The following is a 17,602-nucleotide window of genomic DNA, read 5'->3' as shown; positions in this document are numbered from 1 at the left end:
TTCTGTGGCCGTTGGTCAACCTTCATTTCTCTGCGAGAAAGCCATGGATCTGGAAACCATTCGCGTATTCCTGATGACCCGCGGGATCGACTTCGGCATCAAAGTCGTCGCCGCCATCGTGTTGTGGATCATCGGTCGCTGGGTCATCGGCATTCTGATCGGACTCATGCGCAAGATGCTGGCGCGTAACGGCCGCGTCGACCCCACGCTTGCGCATTACCTCGGCTCGATCATTGCGGGCTTGCTGACGCTGTTGCTGGTGCTGGCGATCCTCCAGGTGTTCGGAATCCAGACGACATCGTTCGCCGCCTTGCTGGCCGGCCTCGGCCTGGCGATCGGCGCTGCCTGGGGCGGGCTGCTCGCGCACTTCGCGGCGGGCCTGTTCCTGCAGGTGCTCAGGCCGTTCAAGGTCGGCGACTTCGTGACCGGGGGCGGTGTGACCGGCACCGTGACCGAGATCGGCCTGTTCGGCACGACCTTGCTCACGCCCGACAACGTGACCACGATCATCGGCAACAACAAGATCTTCGCGGACACGATCTCGAACTACAGCGCACAGCCCTATCGGCGCGTCGAGCTGACCGCCAAGATCGCCAATGGCGTCGACCCGATCGATGCGATCGCGCGCCTCAAGCAGGCGATCGGCGAGATTCCGAACGTCAAGCCCACGCCCGCGCCCGACGTCGAGATCCTGTCGTTCACGCCTGAAGGTCCGTTGCTCGCCGTGCGTCCGTATGCGGACAATGCGAACTACTGGCAGGTCTACTTCGATACGAATCGCACCATCATCGAGACCTTCTCCAAGGCGGGCTACCCGACGCCCGAGACCCCGCTGGTGCGACGCCAGGCCTGAAAGGAAAGGACCTTCGCGCGTCACGCGTGCGGCGTAAGATCAAGGCTTTTCCTCCCCGCGATGACGATGACCGACACTCCGGCGCAGTCCCGATCGTTGAACATCATGTTGTGGGTGGTCGCGGTCGGGTTCTTCATGCAGACGCTCGACTCGACGATCGTCAACACCGCGCTACCGCCGATTGCCCGGAGTCTGGGCGAGAGTCCGCTAAGGATGCAGTCGGTCATCATCGGCTATTCGCTGACGATGGCCGTCGTGATCCCCGCGTCGGGCTGGCTCGCGGATCGTTTCGGCACGCGGCGGATTTTCCAGACGGCGATCGTGTTGTTCGTGCTCGGCTCGATCCTGTGCGCCGCGGCCCATTCGCTCGAGTTCCTGGTCTGCGCGCGCGTCGTCCAGGGCGTTGGCGGAGCGATGCTGCTGCCGGTCGGCCGGCTGGCCGTGCTGCGTACCTTCGCGCCGGAGCGTTATCTCCAGGCCCTGAGCTTTGTCGCGATACCGGGCATGATCGGCCCGCTGATCGGCCCGACCCTCGGCGGATGGCTCACCGAGACGTTCTCGTGGCACTGGGTGTTCCTGATCAATGTGCCCGTCGGTATCGCTGGCGGGATTGCGACGATCCTCTACATGCCGAACAGCAAGATCAGCGGGCTCGGCCGCTTCGACATGAGCGGGTATCTGCTGCTCGCCCTGTTCATGGTCGCGATTTCGTTTTCGCTCGACGGGCTCGCGGAACTGGGCTTCGAACACGCGACTGTCCTGATGCTGCTCATTGCGAGTCTTGCCTTGCTGGTGGCTTACGGTCTGCATGCGACACGCAAGCCCGAGCCGCTGTTCTCGCTCGAGCTCTTCAGGATTCATACTTTCAGCGTCGGTCTGCTCGGCAACCTGTTCGCGCGGATCGGCAACGGCGGCATGCCGTTTCTGATTCCACTCGTGTTGCAAGTCTGCCTTGGCTATTCACCGATCGAGGCAGGCCTGATGATGCTGCCGACAACCTTCGCGGGCATGTTGTCCAAGCGTCTTGCGACGAACCTGATCGAACGGCACGGCTATCGCCGCGTGCTGGTCGGAAATACCTTCTTCGTCGGTGTGATGATTGCCTCGTTCGCGCTGATCTCGCCGAACCTGCCGATCTGGCTGCTGGTGATTCAGCTTGCCTTGTTCGGCGCGGCGAATTCGATCCAGTTCACCGGCATGAACACCATCACGCTCAAGGACCTCGGACGTGCGGGTGCGAGCAGCGGCAACAGCCTGCTGTCGATGGTCCAGATGCTGTCAATGAGTCTCGCGGTGACGTCGGCGGGTGCCTTGCTGCAGACTTTTCAGAATCATCTCGGCCAGCAACAGAATCTTGCGGGTGCATTGCCAGCCTTTCATGCAACCTTCATCTGCGTGGGCGTGATCACGTCCGCATCGGCCTGGATTTTTCTGCAACTTTCCCCCGAGAGAACGCAGGCCGCGAGAGTCGAGCCGGCAAGCGAACTGTAAGCGGGCGGCGCTAGGGAATACGGCGTCTTGCCAAGCATTCGAGAGGGGCCGATTATGTTGGGTCCAATCCTATCCGGCCCGCAACATGACTGTCGATGCACACGATGACGATCCGCTGATCCGGCGTTCCTACTACGAAGCCACTGTCACGCGGCCGGCCGCGGACATGCCTTTGCAGGGGGCGGCGCGGGCTGACGTTTGTGTGATCGGCGCGGGCTTTTCGGGCTTGTCGGCAGCGCTCGATTTGCGTGCGCGAGGCTTCTCGGTGACCCTCGTCGATGCGCACGAGCCTGGCTGGGGTGCATCGGGGCGCAATGGCGGTCAGGTTCTCGTGGGCTTTGCGAAAGACGATCCGCTCGTCGATCAGCTCGGCGACGACGCCATGCGCGCGTGGCGGCTTTCGGTGGAGGGTGTCGGCTTGCTGCGCGAGCGGATTGCGAAGTACTCGATCGACTGCGATTTCACCCCCGGTTACCTGACCGTGGCGACACGTTCGAAGCGCGTCCCCGAATTGCGCGCATGGATGGACATGGTCGAGCAGCGCTTCGCTTATCCGCATCTGAGCTGGATCGACGACGCGCATGACCGCATCGATTCGGACCGCTATCTGAGCGGCGTTCACGACAGCTTTTCGGGTCATGTGCATCCGCTCAAGTATTGTCTCGGATTGGCCGCCGCTGCCCGGCGCGCGGGGGTCAGCATTCATGCGCATAGTCGCGTGACCCGCATCGTCGAGGGAGCGAAACCGGTCGTCGAAACTGTGCAGGGCAGCGTGCAGTGCGATTTTGTCGTGGTGGCGGGGAATGCGAGCATCGGACGCGTGCTGCCGAGAGTTCATGACCGGATCGCACCGATCGGCTCCTTCATCATCGCGACCGAGCGAATGGATGCCGAGCGTGCGTCAAGCCTGGTCCGCGATCGTGCGGCGGTGTGCGACAACAATTTCTTTCTCGACTACTTCCGTGTTTCGAGCGACGACCGGCTGCTGTTCGGCGGTCGTGCGACGACTGCATTCATGGATCCCCAGGCCGTTGCACCCGCCTTGCGCGAGCGCATGCTTGCGGTCTATCCACAGCTTGGCGACGTGAAGGTCGAGTATGCATGGGGCGGCTATGTCGATGTCACGCGTAACCGTGCGCCCGATTTCGGGCGTATCGCGCCGAACATCTATTACCTGCAGGGATTTTCGGGGCACGGCGTCGCGCTGACGGGAATCGCCGGGCGCATCGCCGCCGAGGCGATCGCAGGGCAGGCGGGCAACTTCGATCTGTTCGCCCGCATCAAACACCGGCGCTTTCCGGGGGGCGAGGCGTTGCGTCGTCCGGTGCTCGAGCTCGGCTTCCTATATCACCGGATGAAAGAGATGTTTGGGACGTAGGGGAAGGCATTGCGCGATCGGCAGGCCGCCTCGTCTCGTGGCGGCGCGGAGTCCCGATTCTGCCAATGAGTGAGTGCCCGTTAAAGGTATCCATTGGCGATACCTATCGGACACGCAGCTTCCGACAGGGGCGCGCTTCGGCGTCAAGCCCTCGTCATCTCGTGTTCAGCAGCAAGCGCAAGAAAGGCGGAGCGGGACAGGCGACGCGCGCGGGCGAATGCATCGATCTGCTGCACCAGTCGCTCGGGAAGACTGATGTTCAGCCGAACCGCTTTCATATTGACTCTGGAGAGATCGATATCGATCAGCATCCAGAATCCACTTTGGTACTCAGGCGCCTTCATGAGAACGCCGACCGCGGACGGTTGGGGTACTGGTTCCCCGTCGGCGAAGTGGGCCTCGACCGCTTCCTGCGCGCTTGTCGTGATGTTCTGCTCGTCGTCCGCTGCCGAAAAGCAGCCGGGAAAATCCGGAAACTGGATGCCGAAGGCGTGACCTTCGTCGCCGGAATGAATGTAAGCCGGATAGAGCATCGCGCCCTCCTTAGTGAATGCCTGCTTGTTTAAGAATGCTTCGCACCGTACCGATTGGCAGATCTTTTCGTGGGTGAGGCACCGTCACCTTGCCGGGCCTGTCTGGGTGCTTGAACTACTGGTGTGAACCACGGTATGGACCAGAACCCACCCCATCGCCTTGAGTTGCTTGACAAGATTCGCGCTGTTCACGTGTGTAATATTACACAAAAACACAAGATTACACAACAGTACATCGGCTCGCTTTCACGAAACGGTCATGGGCGGACAGCCGAATAGGCTACGATGACTCTATGGCGCTCAACTTCCCCAATCCCAGTCGCAGTTACGATGCTTCCAGACACTGTGTATGTTTCTGGGGCTATGACAATTCGCGCGAAATCGCCTTCCTGATCGACGATGCGGTGACCCTGAAACTGGGTGGCGTGACAGGCTCCGATGAACCCGCGGTGCTGGCGGCTTTCGACACCCATCGGGACGAGATCCTGCAGCTTGCCAAGAAGGCGTACGGCGGCGGTCCGCAGTGCCGGTACATCATCTCCTGAACGTGGCGCCCCGCTCGGGGCGCCAGAAGTCGACGCCCTGGGGATGAGGCGGCGTTTTTATTTCTCGAACATGTTTCCCTGCGCGCAAGATGCGTATTGCGCCTTCCATGCGGACGTGAAAATGGCGCACAGGGTTCGCTGTGCGCCTTGGTGACTCACCCATATCGGATGCGCTGGCTTTACACGCCGCCGATGCACCAGTACTTGATCGCCAGATAGTCCTCGATCCCGTACTTCGACCCTTCACGACCCATGCCCGATTGCTTGACGCCGCCGAACGGCGCGACTTCATTCGAGATCAGACCGGTATTGATGCCGACCATGCCGTATTCGAGCGCTTCAGCTACGCGCATGACGCGTCCGATATCGCGGCTGTAGAAGTAGGCGGCCAGGCCGAATTCGGTTGCGTTGGCCATCTCGACGGCCTCGGCGTCCGTGCTGAAGCGGAACAGCGGCGAAACCGGGCCAAACGTTTCTTCAGTCGCGAACTTCATCGATTGCGTCACACCTGTGATGACAGTCGGTTCGTAGAAGGTGCCGCCAAGCGCATGAAGCTTGCCGCCCGTGACGACTTTGGCGCCGTGCTCGAGCGCATCGCTTACATGGCGCTCGACTTTGTCGATCGCCGCATCATTGATCAGCGGTCCGATCGTGACCCCTGTTTCAAAGCCATTGCCGATCGAAAGCTTCGATACCGCTGCCGCGAGCTTGGCCGCAAACGCGTCGTACACGGCATCGTGCACATAAAAGCGATTGGTGCAGACGCAGGTCTGGCCCGCGTTGCGATACTTGGATGCGACCGCCCCTTCGACGGCCGCGTCGAGGTCGGCATCGTCGAACACGAGAAACGGCGCATTGCCGCCGAGTTCGAGCGAGAGCTTCTTGAGCGTCGGCGCGCACTGTTCCATCAGCAGGCGGCCGACCGGCGTCGAGCCCGTGAACGACAGTTTCTTGACGATCGGATTCGAGGTCATTTCGGCGCCGATCGTCTTCGGATTGCCCGTGACAATGTTCAGCACGCCGGCCGGTACGCCGGCGCGCTCGGCCAGCACCGCAAGGGCGAACGCGGACAGCGGCGTCGCCTCGGCGGGCTTGACGACGATCGTGCACCCGGCCGCGAGCGCGGGCGCGACCTTGCGGGTGATCATCGCGGCAGGGAAGTTCCAAGGCGTGATCGCGGCACAGACGCCGATCGGCTCGCGAGTGACGATCAGCCGCTTGTCGACGGTCGGCGAAGGAATCGTATCGCCATAGATGCGTTTGGCTTCCTCGCCGAACCATTCGAGAAACGACGCCGCATAGGCGATTTCGCCCTTGGCCTCGGCGAGCGGCTTGCCCTGTTCGGCCGTCATGATCCGCGCAAGATCGTCGGCATTTTCGAGCATGAGGTCGCGCCATTTTCGCAGAATCGCCGAGCGTCTTGCGGCGGGCAGGGCGCGCCAGGCGGGACCGGCCTTCGCGGCGGCGTCGATCGCGCGGCGCGTCTCGGTGGCACCGAGCTTCGGCACGCTGGCAAGCAGTACGCGGCGCGCGGGATCGTTGACCTCGAACGAGGCTTTGTCATCGGCGTCGATCCACTGGCCGTCCACATAAGCCTGGACGCGAAACAGGTCGGGGTCCTTCAGAGACAAGAAAGCATGATCACGGTGCATGATGGTTTCCATTCAGTTCCGGTGCGGCGGCATGACGATGCCGCGTGAGACGATGCGATAGGGCACAAGCCGGGAAAGGCGTTGCGCCGCGTGGCGCATCTCCGCCCACGGGCACTTAGCGCAGACGCAGCAAGGTTGATTTGAGTTCGGTGTATTTCTCGAGCGCATGCAGCGACTTGTCGCGGCCGTTGCCCGATTGCTTGTAACCGCCGAACGGGAAGTTCATGTCGCCGCCTTCGTCATAGCAATTGACCCAGACGGTCCCCGCGCGCAGCCGGCGCGAGACTTCATGCGCGGTCGTCAGGTTCGAGGTCCAGACCGCGGCGGCAAGCCCATATTCACTGTCGTTCGCGATGCGGATCGCTTCGTCGACCGAGTCGAAGGTCAGCACCGAGAGCACGGGTCCGAAGATTTCCTCGCGGGCGATCCGTGCCGCGGGGTCCGTGACGTCGAAAACCGTCGGCTCGATGTAGTAGCCGCCGCTGTCCTCCAGCGCCCGCGAGCCGCCGCACAGCAGGGTCGCTTGCTGACGGCCGGATTCGATATACGACAGCACGCGCTCGAGCTGGATCGTGTCGACGATCGCGCCCATCGAGGTCGACGGATCGAGCGGGTCACCGGGCCGATAGCTTGCGGCCGCGGCCAGTAGCTTCTCGATGAACACGTCCTTGATGTCGCGATGCACGAGCAGGCGGGAGCCGGCCGTGCACATTTCACCCATATTGTAGAAAATCGCACTCGCAGCGGACGACGCGGCGCGATCGAGATCGGGACAGTCGGGCAGTACGATGTTCGGCGACTTGCCGCCGAGCTCGAGCCACACGCGCTTGAGATTGGATTGCCCCGCGCATTGCATGATCTGCTTGCCGACCGCGGTCGAGCCCGTGAACGCAAGGCAGTCCACGTCCATATGCAGCGCGAGCAGTTTGCCGGTTGCGCCGAAGCCGGGCACGACGTTGAACACGCCGGCCGGCATGCCGGCCTCGAGCGCAAGCTGCGCGACACGGATCGCCGTGAGCGGCGATTTCTCGGAGGGCTTGAGCACGACGCTGTTGCCGGCCGCGAGCGCGGGCGCGAATTTCCACGAGGCCATCAGCAGAGGGAAATTCCAGGGCACGACCGCCGCGACCACCCCGATCGGCTCGCGAGTCACGAGGCCGACCAGATGATGGTCGACGGGTGCGACTTCGCCCCCGACCTTGTCGATCGCCTCGGCGAACCACTCGATGCAATAGATTGCGCCCGGAATATCGACACTCGTCGTATCGCCGATCGGCTTGCCGGCATCAAGCGTTTCGAGCACCGAGAGTTCATCGGCATGATCGCGCAGCAGGGCGGCCCAGCGCAGCATCGCCGCCTTGCGCTTGCGCGGATTGAGGCCGGCCCAGACACCCTGCTCGAAACTGCGCCGCGCGGCGCTCACCGCACGGTCGATATCCGCCTCGCCGCAGTCCGCGACTTGCGCGAGCACCTTGCCGTCGATCGGGCTCACGCAGTCGAAGGTCTTGCCATCGGCCGCGTCGACGGACTGACCGTCGATCAGCGCGCGCGCATCGATTTTCAGCGAACCTGCGAAGGTTTTCCAGTACTGCACGTCTTTGACGGTCTTCGTATCCATTGGACCTCCAGGGGTCGAGTAGGGTGTCGGCAGCGCTCAGAAAGTCGGGGGCGAGTTCGCTGAAACGATCTCGCAGGGCTCCGACTCGCTCAGATTGCGAAAGCGGTGCGCGAGCTTGCTTTCGAAGTAATAGGCATCGCCGGGCCGCAGTATCCAACTCTGCCCGTCGACGGTCAGTTCGATCTCGCCGCGCACGACCACACCCCCTTCCTGGCCGGCGTGCTCGAGCGCTTCGGGGCCGGTATCGGCACGCGGCTCATAGACCTCGCGCATGATGCACATATTGCGGTCCTTGGTGCCCGAGCCGACGAGCAGGAGCTGGATCGTCTCATTACCCAGATTGGGGAGTGTGTCGCCACTGAACACGACACATTTGTTCTCGTCGAGTTCGAAGGTGAAGAACTCGGCAAGACTCATCGGGATGCATTCGAGCAGTTTCTTGAGCGAGCCGACTGAGGGGCTCACCCGGTTTTGCTCGATCAGCGAGATCGTCCCATTGGTGACCCCGGCGCGCTTGGCAAGTTCGCGCTGCGATAGACCGTTCTTCTTGCGGATATATTGCAACCGCGCGGCGACTTCCACGGACATCCTGGCTCCCGGCAGTGCCTGTCGAGCATATCGAACGACCGCGAAGCGCCGCTCTGGGTGTTGAAAAAAATAAGCACGCGCCGGCAAATCACGCATGCAAGTACGTTTATTCTAAGCAGAGGCGATCGCTCCATGGTCTTAGGGTAATCCCTATTCATATAAGGGTAATAATGGCTACCACCCGAATTTTGGCTCGACTATGCTTGTGTCGTCGGTGCAGCAAGAAGAGTTCCTCGCGTGTCGCTGCATGACGACTTCGACGTAAGCGTAGCGTAATCTTAAACACTTGCGATACCCGCCGGCAGCCGTGATTGCCCTGTGCGTTGAATATACTTAACGAAAGACATTCCTAAAGAGTGCATCGTGAGAGTCCGAGGTCCTTTGCTGAGGTGGGAGCGCCAGACGTTTGGCGGACACCTGCGGTCCGCATCGCGCTCCACCATTGACAATGCCGAGTTCCTGACCGGCACGCACTACGTATCGGCCATGTGCCGGTTTGCTTCGATCTTCGCGATTCTGTCGCGTCGTTCGGTGCGCCGTCACAATTCGATTCATGCTCGCGCGTTCATCGCCGTGCATTGCGACGAAGTCGCTTCTCTGCTGCCGTAGTTTTCTTCTCGCTTGCCCCGCTGTCAGGCCGGGCGGCGACGACTCCCACTCGTCGACACAGCGCCCACTGGAGGTTTTCCGTGGGTGCCGCGCGCGGCCGGCCGCACGACGTGCGCGTTCATGGCGCACGATCGCGACAAAAAAGCACGCTGCATTGCTGCACCGTCTTTTCGTCTTTCTGAAGCTTTTTAGAGCAGGTTGTCCAAGGTCATGGCACGTCAACCCATCGTCGGCATTTGCGCCGACCGCAAAGTGATCGGGCATCACGCCTCGCATGCCGTCGGCGAGAAGTACATCGCCGCCGTGGTCGGCGGCGCGGATGCTTTTGCCGTGCTGCTGCCGGTGCTCGACACGCCGCAGTCGATCGAGCGCACGCTCGGGCTGGTCGATGGGCTGGTCTTCCCGGGCAGCTACTCAAATGTCGAGCCGCATCGCTATGGCGGCACGCCGAGCATGCCCGGCACGCTGCACGATCCGCACCGCGACGCAACCGCGCTACCGCTGATCGATGCGGCGATCGCGGCCGGCGTGCCCGTGCTGGCGATCTGCCGTGGCTTTCAGGAAATGAATGTGGTGCGCTCGGGCAGCCTGCACCAACAGGTTCACGCGGTCGACGGTCTGCACGACCACCGCGAGAACCCGAACGATCCACTCGACAGGCAATACGCGCCGTCGCATCCGGTTCAGGTCGTCCCGGGCGGGATCCTGCACCAAATCAGCGGCGCGCTCCAGATTCAGGTGAATTCACTGCACGGCCAGGGCGTAGAGCGGCTCGGCAACGGCCTCACGGTCGAGGCAATCGCGGCCGACGGGCTGATCGAGGCGTTCAGCGTGACGGATGCGCCGACCTTCGCGTTTGCCGTGCAATGGCACCCGGAGTGGAGATATGCGCAAGACACGGTGTCTAGCGCGATGTTCGCCGCCTTTGGCGAAGCCTGTCGAAAGCGGAGCGCGGTACGTCCGACATCACACGGGTGAGCGTCACCCGTTGCACGCCGGCGCACCGCGTCCCGACTCAGCGAGAACGATCATGCAAAGCATTGATGAGTTTCTGAAAAAACACCGGATCACCGAAGTCGAAGCCGTGATCCCCGATATGGCTGGCGTCGCGCGCGGCAAGATCATTCCGCGCAGCAAGTTCGAAACGGGCGAGAACATGCGTCTGCCGCTCGCCGTGATGGTCCAGACCGTCACCGGCGATTATCCCGAAGACGGCACGCTAACCGGCGTGACCGATCCCGACATGATTTGCGTGCCCGATTCGTCGACCATGCGGCTCATTCCATGGGCCGTCGACCCGACCGCGCAGGTCATCCACGATTGCGTGCACTTCGACGGCACGCCGGTCGAGATCTCGCCGCGCTACGTGCTGCGTAAGGTGCTCGACCTCTACAAGGCAAAAGGCTGGAAGCCCGTGGTCGCGCCGGAACTCGAGTTCTATCTGGTCGACATGAACAAGGACCCCGATCTGCCGCTGACGCCGCCGGTCGGCCGTACGGGCCGTGCCGAAACGGGCGGGCAGAGCTATTCGATCGAGGCGGTCAACGAATTCGACCCGCTCTTCGAGGATATCTATGAGTATTGCGAACTGCAGGACCTTGAAGTCGACACGCTGATTCACGAAGTGGGCGCCGCGCAGATGGAAATCAACTTCCTGCACGGCGATCCGCTCGACCTCGCCGACCGCGTGTTCCTGTTCAAGCGCACCGTTCGCGAAGCGGCCCTGCGTCACAATATGTATGCGACCTTCATGGCCAAGCCCATGGAGAACGAACCGGGTTCGGCGATGCACATCCATCAGAGCGTGATCGATCTCGAGACCGGCAGGCCGTTGTTCACCGACGACAACGGGCAGCCGACCCCGTTCTTTTATGGCTACCTCGCCGGCCAGCAGGAATATGTGCCGAACCTGATGCCGATCTTCGCGCCTTATATCAATTCGTATCGGCGGCTGTCACGTTTCATGGCGGCGCCGATCAATGTGCAGTGGGGCTACGACAACCGCACGGTCGGTTTCCGCGTGCCGTATTCGACGCCGAATGCGCGCCGCATCGAAAACCGGATTCCGGGCGTCGATACGAACCCGTATCTCGCCATCGCCTCGACGCTGGCCGCGGGCTACCTGGGTATGACGCAACAGCTCAAGCCTTCCGAGCCACTCGCGAGCGACGGATATGGCCTGCCGTATCAGTTGCCGCGCAATCTCGAAGAGGGGATTCAGAAGATGGCCTCGTGCGAACCGATCGCCCGGGCTCTCGGCGAGAAGTTCGTCAAGGCTTTCCTGGCGCTCAAGGAAACCGAATACGAAGCGTTCTTCCGCGTCATCAGTTCGTGGGAACGCAAGCACTTGTTGCTGCACGTCTGAACCGTACGGAGACCACCATGACGTTTCGCAATGACCCCGCTCCGATCGTCGCGCCCGCCGCGGGCGTCGCAAGCCCGTCGCCGGCACCCGGCCAGGCGCCCGTGACCGCAGCCGCGCCGCGCGTGGCGCGCAGCACCGCCGAATACCGCGTGCTCGACGCGGCGCACCATCTTCACCCGTTCTCGGACATGGGCACGCTCAACCGTACGGGCAGCCGTGTGATCACGCGTGCCGAAGGCGTCTATCTGTGGGATTCCGAAGGCCACAAGATCATCGATGGCATGGCCGGCCTCTGGTGCGTGAACGTCGGCCATGCACGCAAGGAGCTCGCGGAAGCCGCCTATCGCCAGATGCTCGAATTGCCGTTCTATAACACATTCTTCAAGACAACCCATCCGCCGGTCATCGAACTCTCGGCGCTGCTCGCCGAAGTCACGCCGCCGGGCTTCAATCATTTCTTCTATTGCAATTCGGGCTCCGAAGGCAACGATACGGTGCTGCGCATCGTCTATCAGTACTGGCTCGTCAAGGGCCAGCCCTCGAAGAAATATGTGATCTCGCGGACCAATGGCTATCACGGTTCAACGATCGCCGGGGCCTCGCTCGGCGGCATGGGCTATATGCATGAGCAGATGCCCTCGAAGGTCGAACACATCGTGCATATCGACCAGCCGTACTGGTACGGCAACGGTGGCGATCTGTCGCCGGAGGCGTTCAGCCTGAACTGCGCGCGGCAACTCGAAGCGAAGATTCTCGAACTCGGCGCCGAAAATGTCGCCGCCTTTATCGGCGAGCCGTTTCAGGGAGCGGGTGGGGTGATTTTCCCGGCCTCGACCTACTGGCCGGAAATCGAGCGCATCTGCCGCAAGTACGACATCCTGCTCTGCGCGGACGAGGTGATCGGCGGCTTCGGCCGGACCGGCGAATGGTTCTCGCATGAATACTTCGGTTTCCAGCCGGACCTGCTGACGATGGCCAAGGGCCTGACCTCCGGGTATGTACCGATGGGCGCGGTCGGACTCCAGGATCACGTTGCCGCGGCGATCATCGAGAACGGGGAGTTCAATCACGGCCTCACGTATTCGGGGCATCCGGTTGCGGCGGCTGTTGCGGTCGCGAACCTGCGGCTGTTGCGCGAAGGCGGCATCGTCGAACGCGTGAAGACAGACATCGGCCCGTATTTCCAGAAGACCTTGCGCGCGGCGCTTGCCGACAGTCCACTGGTCGGCGATATCGCCGGCACGGGCCTCGTCGCGGGCATTCAACTCGCGCAGTACAAGGGCGATGCCCAGGGGCTCGGGCGCCAGCGCTTCGCCAACGGCGGTGAGGTCGGCACGATCTGCCGCGACTTCTGTTTTGAAAACGATCTCGTCATGCGCGCGACCGGCGACCGGATGCTGCTCTCGCCGCCGTTTGTCATCACGCACGAAGAAGTCGACGAGCTCGTTGGCAAGGCCCGGCGCGCGATTGATCTCACCGCGCAACGGATCGGAACTTGAGCGAGACACGAATGTTTTGTCGGCGTATTTTTCATTGAGCAGCAGATTTTTGAATCACCTTCGGCCGCCCCTGTCGCCCTAAAAAAATCAAGCGCAGAACGGCTCTTCAACCGCTAGGGGAAAACTTCTCATCATGAGCGCTTGTCATCTTCGCAGGACCCTGTTCGCGACGGCATGGATCGCGATGTCGTTGACCGGTTCGATGATCGCACCGGCGGCGCATGCCGCCGATACCACCCTGAATGTGTACAACTGGTCGGACTATATCGGCAAGGACACCATTCCGAATTTCGAGAAGGAAACCGGGATCCAGGTCAAGTACGACAACTACGACAGCGACGATACGCTGCAGGCAAAGATGCTGGCCGGTAGTTCGGGCTACGACATCGTCGTGCCGACCTCGACCTACATGGCCAAGCAGATCCAGGCCGGCATCTACCAAAAGCTCGACAAGTCGAAACTGCCGAACCTGAGCAACCTCGATCCGACGCTGATGAAGCTCGTCGCGCAGGCCGACCCGGGCAACCAGTACGGCGTGCCCTGGGCGTGGGGCACCGACGGTATCGGCTATAACGTCGAGGCCGTCAAGAAGGCGTTCGGCGACAATGCGCCGGTCGACAGCTGGGCGCTGCTATTCGACCCGGCGAACCTCTCGAAGCTCAAGGGTTGTGGCGTGTCGTTCCTCGATTCGGCGTCCGACCTGTTCCCGGCCGTGCTCCAGTATCTGCACAAGGACCCGAACAGCACCAATCCGGCCGACTACATGGCCGCGCTCGAAGTGCTCAAGAAAGTCCGCCCCTACATCACGCAGTTCAACTCCTCGGGCTACATCAACGATCTCGCGAACAACGACATCTGTGTCGCGTTCGGCTATTCGGGCGACGTGGGCATTGCGCGCCGCCGTGCGAGCGAAGCCAAGCGTTCGTACGAGATCAAATTCTCAAATCCGAAGGACGGCGGCCTGCTGTGGCTCGACGTCATGGTGATCCCGAAGGACGCGCCGCATCCTGAAGCCGCGTTGAAGTGGATCAACTATATCGAGCAGCCGAAGGTCAGCGCGGGTATCACCAACGAGGTGTTCTATCCGACCGCGAATGCGGCGTCGAAGCAGTTCATCGATCCTGTCACGGCCAACGACACCAATGTGTTCCCGCCGCCCGAAGTCATGAACAAGCTGACCGTCATGAAGCCCGTGCCTTCGGACATCCTTCGTCTCGAAAACCGTCTGTGGGCCGAACTGAAGACGGGCCGCTGAGCACACGGGCTATTGTCCCGAGTGTCTGAGCGCTAAGAGGCCGCTGGGTGCGAGAGCATGTACGTAGCACATGAGAACACATAGCGGCACGTGAGCGATGCGCAGGGGCGCCCAGCGACATTTCGTGCAGGGCCCGGTTTTACGATCACGCATGTCGGTTTCACCGGCTGGCCATCAAGCCGGTGAAACCCGCAGGAATTGCGGCGCCCTCCGGTGCACGCAATGGGGCTTTGCACGCTAAATTTTTAAAAAGGGTTGTCTGATGAACTTCTCCCTGCCCGCGGGCATATTGAAGACCGGCGCACGTGCCGATGCGCGGCGCGCAACGCCCGACTTCATCCGGATCGACAACGTCGTCAAGAAGTTCGGCGACAGCGTCGCGGTCGACAATGTCACCCTGTCGATCCAGAAGAATGAGCTGTTCGCGCTGCTCGGCAGCTCGGGTTGCGGCAAATCGACGCTGCTGCGGATTCTCGCGGGTTTCGAATCCGCGACTTCGGGCCGCGTCTTCGTGGATGGCGAAGACCTCGCGGCGCTGCCGCCGTACAAGCGTCCGGTCAACATGATGTTCCAGTCCTATGCTCTGTTCCCGCATATGACGGTCGAGGGCAATATCGCATTCGGGCTCAAACAGGAAGGCACCCCGAAGGCCGAGATCCGCGAGCGCGTCAAGGATGCGCTCGAGCTCGTGCAGATGGGCCGCTATGCGCAGCGCAAGCCGCACCAGCTCTCGGGGGGACAGCAGCAGCGCGTTGCGCTCGCGCGCAGTCTGGTCAAGCGGCCCAAGTTGCTGTTACTCGACGAGCCGATGTCGGCGCTCGACAAGCAGATTCGCCACAAGACGCAGCTTGAACTCGTGAGCATCATCGACAAGGTCGACGTGACCTGTGTGATGGTGACCCACGACCAGGAAGAGGCGATGACGATGGCAAGCCGCCTCGCCGTCATGAGCGAAGGCAAGATCGTCCAGGTCGGCACGCCGAGCGAGGTCTACGAATATCCGAACACGCGCTTCTCGGCGCAGTTCATCGGCTCGACCAATCTGTTCGACGGCCAAGTCGTCGAGGACGAGCCCGACCATATCTATGTCGAATCGCCGGATCTTGCGGTCCGCATGCACATCAGCCACGGCATCACCGGTCCGCTCGGCATGCCCGTGTCGATCTCGATCCGGCCCGAACGCGTGCTCGTGACGACGGCGAAGCCAGAAGAAGCGATCGACAACTACGCGCGAGGCGAGGTCAGCAATATCGCCTACATGGGCAGCTATACGCTCTATCACGTGAAGCTTCCAAGCGGCAAGATCGTGGTGGCGAATCTCTCGAGTTCGCGTCTGATGCGTGAGGGCGCCCCGGCTTTCGGCGACGAGGTCTACGTCTCATGGTCGGCTTCCTCCGGCACGGTGCTCACGCAATGAATACCCCACGCATGTTCAACCCCTTGCGGCGGTTCGCCCCCTCGGGACGCACACTCGTGATCGCCGCGCCGTTTCTCTGGCTGGTGCTGTTCTTCGCCGTGCCCTTCGTGCTCGTGCTCAAGATCAGCTTCGCGGATGCCCAACTGTCGGTGCCGCCTTATACCGACCTGGTCCAGATCAAGGACGGTGTCGTCAATTTCGCGTTCCAGCTCGGTCACTATCTGTTCCTGCTGCAGGACAGCCTCTATGTGGCGACCTATCTGAGTTCGCTGAAGATGGCCGCGATTTCGACGGTGTTCTGCCTCCTGATCGGCTATCCGATGGCGTACTACATCGCGCGATCGAATCCGGCCACGCGCAATCTGCTGATGATGGCGGTCATGCTGCCGTTCTGGACCTCGTTCCTGATCCGCGTGTACGCGTGGATCGGCATTCTCAAGGACGATGGCCTGCTCAATCACTTCCTGATCGGTATCGGCATGCTTCATACGCCGCTGCGTCTCTATCACAGCGATGCGGGCGTCTATATCGGCATGGTCTATTCGTACCTGCCGTTCCTCGTGATGCCGCTCTATGCGCACCTGGTCAAGATGGATCTCACGCTGCTCGAGGCGGCCTATGACCTCGGGGCCAAGCCGTGGACGGTGTTCTTCCGGATTACGCTGCCGCTCTCGAAGAACGGGATCATCGCGGGCTGTCTTCTGGTGTTCATCCCGGCGGTCGGTGAGTACGTGATTCCGGAACTGCTCGGCGGTGCCGACACACTGATGATCGGCCGCGTCATGTGGGACGAGTTCTTCAATGACGTCGACTGGCCGATGGCCTCGGCGGTCACGGTCGCGATGGTGATGTTGCTGCTCGTGCCGATGGCCGTGTTCCAGTACTACCAGGTTCGTGAAATGGAGGGCAAGTCATGATCAAGCCCAATAAGGCCCTGTCGGTCACCGTGCTGACCATCGGCTTTGTGTTTCTCTATGGGCCGATTCTGAGTCTCGTCATCTTCTCGTTCAACGAGTCAAAGCTCGTGACGGTCTGGAGCGGTTTCTCGACACGCTGGTATGCGGCGCTACTCGACGATACCGAACTGCTGCAGGCCGCGTGGCTCAGCCTGAAGATCGCCCTGATGACGGCCACCGCGTCGGTCGTCATCGGCACCTGGGCCGGCTTCGTAATGGCGCGTTTCGGCCGCTTCAAGGGCTTCACGCTGTTCACAGGCATGATCAACGCGCCACTCGTGATCCCCGAAGTCATCCAGGGCATCTCGCTGCTCCTGCTGTTCGTCGCGATGCAGCAGCTGCTCGGTTGGCCCAAGGGCCGCGGCATGCTCACGATCTGGATCGGCCACGTCATGCTGTGCATTTCTTATGTCGCGATCATCGTCCAGTCGCGGCTCAAGGAGATGAACCGCTCGATCGAGGAGGCCGCGCTCGATCTCGGCGCAACACCGCTCAAGGTCTTCTTCGTGATCACGATTCCGCTGATCTCGCAGGCGATCCTGTCGGGCTGGTTGCTGTCGTTCACCTTGTCGATCGACGACCTTGTGCTGTCGGCCTTCCTGTCCGGCCCGGGTTCGACCACGCTGCCCCTGGTGGTGTTCTCGCGGGTCCGCCTCGGGCTGAACCCTGAAATGAATGCATTGGCCACGCTGTTCATCAGCATCGTGACGGTCGGGGTGATCGTCGTGAATCAGGTGCTCGTGTCGAAGGAACGCAAACGTGCTCGCGACATGCAGCTGGCGTTTGCACCGGTGCCGGTCGCGGCGCCAGTCGGCGTGACGTCGACCTGAAGTTCTGCAACGT

General features: G+C 61.7%; 15 protein-coding genes and 2 pseudogenes. 12 read left to right on the top strand and 5 right to left on the bottom strand.

Annotation, left to right across the window (positions count from 1 at the left end):
• Positions 1-43: 43 nt before the first annotated feature.
• From HV670_RS09700 to HV670_RS09690, 3 genes are all read left to right on the top strand, one after another.
• Positions 44-853 (top strand): mechanosensitive ion channel family protein, encoded by an 810-nt coding sequence (locus HV670_RS09700; RefSeq protein ID WP_175104553.1) that lies wholly within the window; start codon positions 44-46, stop codon positions 851-853.
• A gap of 66 nt (positions 854-919) precedes the next feature.
• Complete coding sequence (gene mdtD / locus HV670_RS09695; protein WP_175104552.1) at positions 920-2,344, top strand: multidrug transporter subunit MdtD; 1,425 nt, start codon at positions 920-922, stop codon at positions 2,342-2,344.
• An 85-nt stretch (positions 2,345-2,429) separates the two neighbouring features.
• Entirely contained in the window at positions 2,430-3,722 is a 1,293-nt protein-coding gene (locus HV670_RS09690; protein WP_175104551.1) for an NAD(P)/FAD-dependent oxidoreductase, read from the top strand.
• A 143-nt stretch (positions 3,723-3,865) separates the two neighbouring features.
• Here the strand turns inward: HV670_RS09690 and HV670_RS09685 are convergent, their stop codons facing one another.
• Positions 3,866-4,255 carry a type II toxin-antitoxin system HicB family antitoxin gene (locus HV670_RS09685; RefSeq protein ID WP_175104550.1) on the bottom strand — a complete coding sequence of 130 codons (390 nt, stop codon included), beginning with the start codon at positions 4,253-4,255 and terminating at the stop codon, positions 3,866-3,868.
• 10 nt (positions 4,256-4,265) lie between these two features.
• Positions 4,266-4,447, bottom strand: a pseudogene (locus tag HV670_RS09680) (type II toxin-antitoxin system HicA family toxin).
• Positions 4,448-4,548: 101 nt separating this feature from the next.
• On the opposite strand from HV670_RS09680, the gene HV670_RS09675 reads away from it, so the two are divergent.
• Positions 4,549-4,800 carry a DUF1488 family protein gene (locus tag HV670_RS09675; RefSeq protein ID WP_175104549.1) on the top strand — a complete coding sequence of 84 codons (252 nt, stop codon included), beginning with the start codon at positions 4,549-4,551 and terminating at the stop codon, positions 4,798-4,800.
• Between the two features lie 179 nt (positions 4,801-4,979).
• Here HV670_RS09675 and HV670_RS09670 read toward each other — a convergent pair whose 3' ends face one another.
• From HV670_RS09670 to HV670_RS09660, 3 genes are all read right to left on the bottom strand, one after another.
• On the bottom strand, positions 4,980-6,452 hold the full coding sequence (locus HV670_RS09670) for an NAD-dependent succinate-semialdehyde dehydrogenase (protein ID WP_175104548.1): 1,473 nt from the start codon (positions 6,450-6,452) through the stop codon (positions 4,980-4,982).
• Positions 6,453-6,567: 115 nt separating this feature from the next.
• Positions 6,568-8,070 carry an aldehyde dehydrogenase gene (locus tag HV670_RS09665; RefSeq protein ID WP_175104547.1) on the bottom strand — a complete coding sequence of 501 codons (1,503 nt, stop codon included), beginning with the start codon at positions 8,068-8,070 and terminating at the stop codon, positions 6,568-6,570.
• Positions 8,071-8,106: 36 nt separating this feature from the next.
• Positions 8,107-8,658 carry a cupin domain-containing protein gene (locus tag HV670_RS09660; protein ID WP_175104546.1) on the bottom strand — a complete coding sequence of 184 codons (552 nt, stop codon included), beginning with the start codon at positions 8,656-8,658 and terminating at the stop codon, positions 8,107-8,109.
• A gap of 384 nt (positions 8,659-9,042) precedes the next feature.
• Here HV670_RS09660 and HV670_RS09655 point away from each other — a divergent pair, with 384 nt between their 5' ends.
• The 8 genes and pseudogenes from HV670_RS09655 (at position 9,043) to HV670_RS09620 (ending at position 17,589) form a co-directional block, all read left to right on the top strand.
• Positions 9,043-9,267: a hypothetical protein gene (locus HV670_RS09655; RefSeq protein ID WP_425511407.1), complete on the top strand. Its 225-nt coding sequence runs from the start codon at positions 9,043-9,045 to the stop codon at positions 9,265-9,267.
• 210 nt (positions 9,268-9,477) lie between these two features.
• Complete coding sequence (locus HV670_RS09650) at positions 9,478-10,245, top strand: gamma-glutamyl-gamma-aminobutyrate hydrolase family protein (protein WP_175104544.1); 768 nt, start codon at positions 9,478-9,480, stop codon at positions 10,243-10,245.
• A 52-nt stretch (positions 10,246-10,297) separates the two neighbouring features.
• Positions 10,298-11,632, top strand: a complete 1,335-nt coding sequence (locus tag HV670_RS09645) for a glutamine synthetase family protein (RefSeq protein WP_175104543.1) — start codon at positions 10,298-10,300, stop codon at positions 11,630-11,632.
• Positions 11,633-11,649: 17 nt separating this feature from the next.
• Positions 11,650-13,131, top strand: a complete 1,482-nt coding sequence (locus HV670_RS09640; protein WP_175104542.1) for an aspartate aminotransferase family protein — start codon at positions 11,650-11,652, stop codon at positions 13,129-13,131.
• A gap of 133 nt (positions 13,132-13,264) precedes the next feature.
• Positions 13,265-14,386 carry a polyamine ABC transporter substrate-binding protein gene (locus HV670_RS09635; protein ID WP_175104541.1) on the top strand — a complete coding sequence of 374 codons (1,122 nt, stop codon included), beginning with the start codon at positions 13,265-13,267 and terminating at the stop codon, positions 14,384-14,386.
• Between the two features lie 331 nt (positions 14,387-14,717).
• Positions 14,718-15,803: pseudogene (locus tag HV670_RS09630) on the top strand (ABC transporter ATP-binding protein); the annotation flags it as partial.
• The gene (locus HV670_RS09625) at positions 15,800-16,720 is read left to right on the top strand and encodes an ABC transporter permease subunit (protein WP_246257183.1); all 921 of its coding nucleotides are present in this window, start codon (positions 15,800-15,802) and stop codon (positions 16,718-16,720) included. The pseudogene HV670_RS09630 and the gene HV670_RS09625, both read left to right, overlap by 4 nt.
• Positions 16,717-17,589 (top strand): ABC transporter permease subunit, encoded by an 873-nt coding sequence (locus HV670_RS09620; protein ID WP_175104538.1) that lies wholly within the window; start codon positions 16,717-16,719, stop codon positions 17,587-17,589. Before HV670_RS09625 ends, HV670_RS09620 begins: the two co-directional genes overlap by 4 nt.
• Positions 17,590-17,602 lie beyond the last annotated feature (13 nt).

The sequence above is a fragment of the Pararobbsia alpina genome (assembly GCF_902859895.1).
Taxonomy (GTDB): Bacteria; Pseudomonadota; Gammaproteobacteria; order Burkholderiales; family Burkholderiaceae; genus Pararobbsia; species Pararobbsia alpina.
This window is presented reverse-complemented; position numbering and strand designations above follow the sequence as displayed.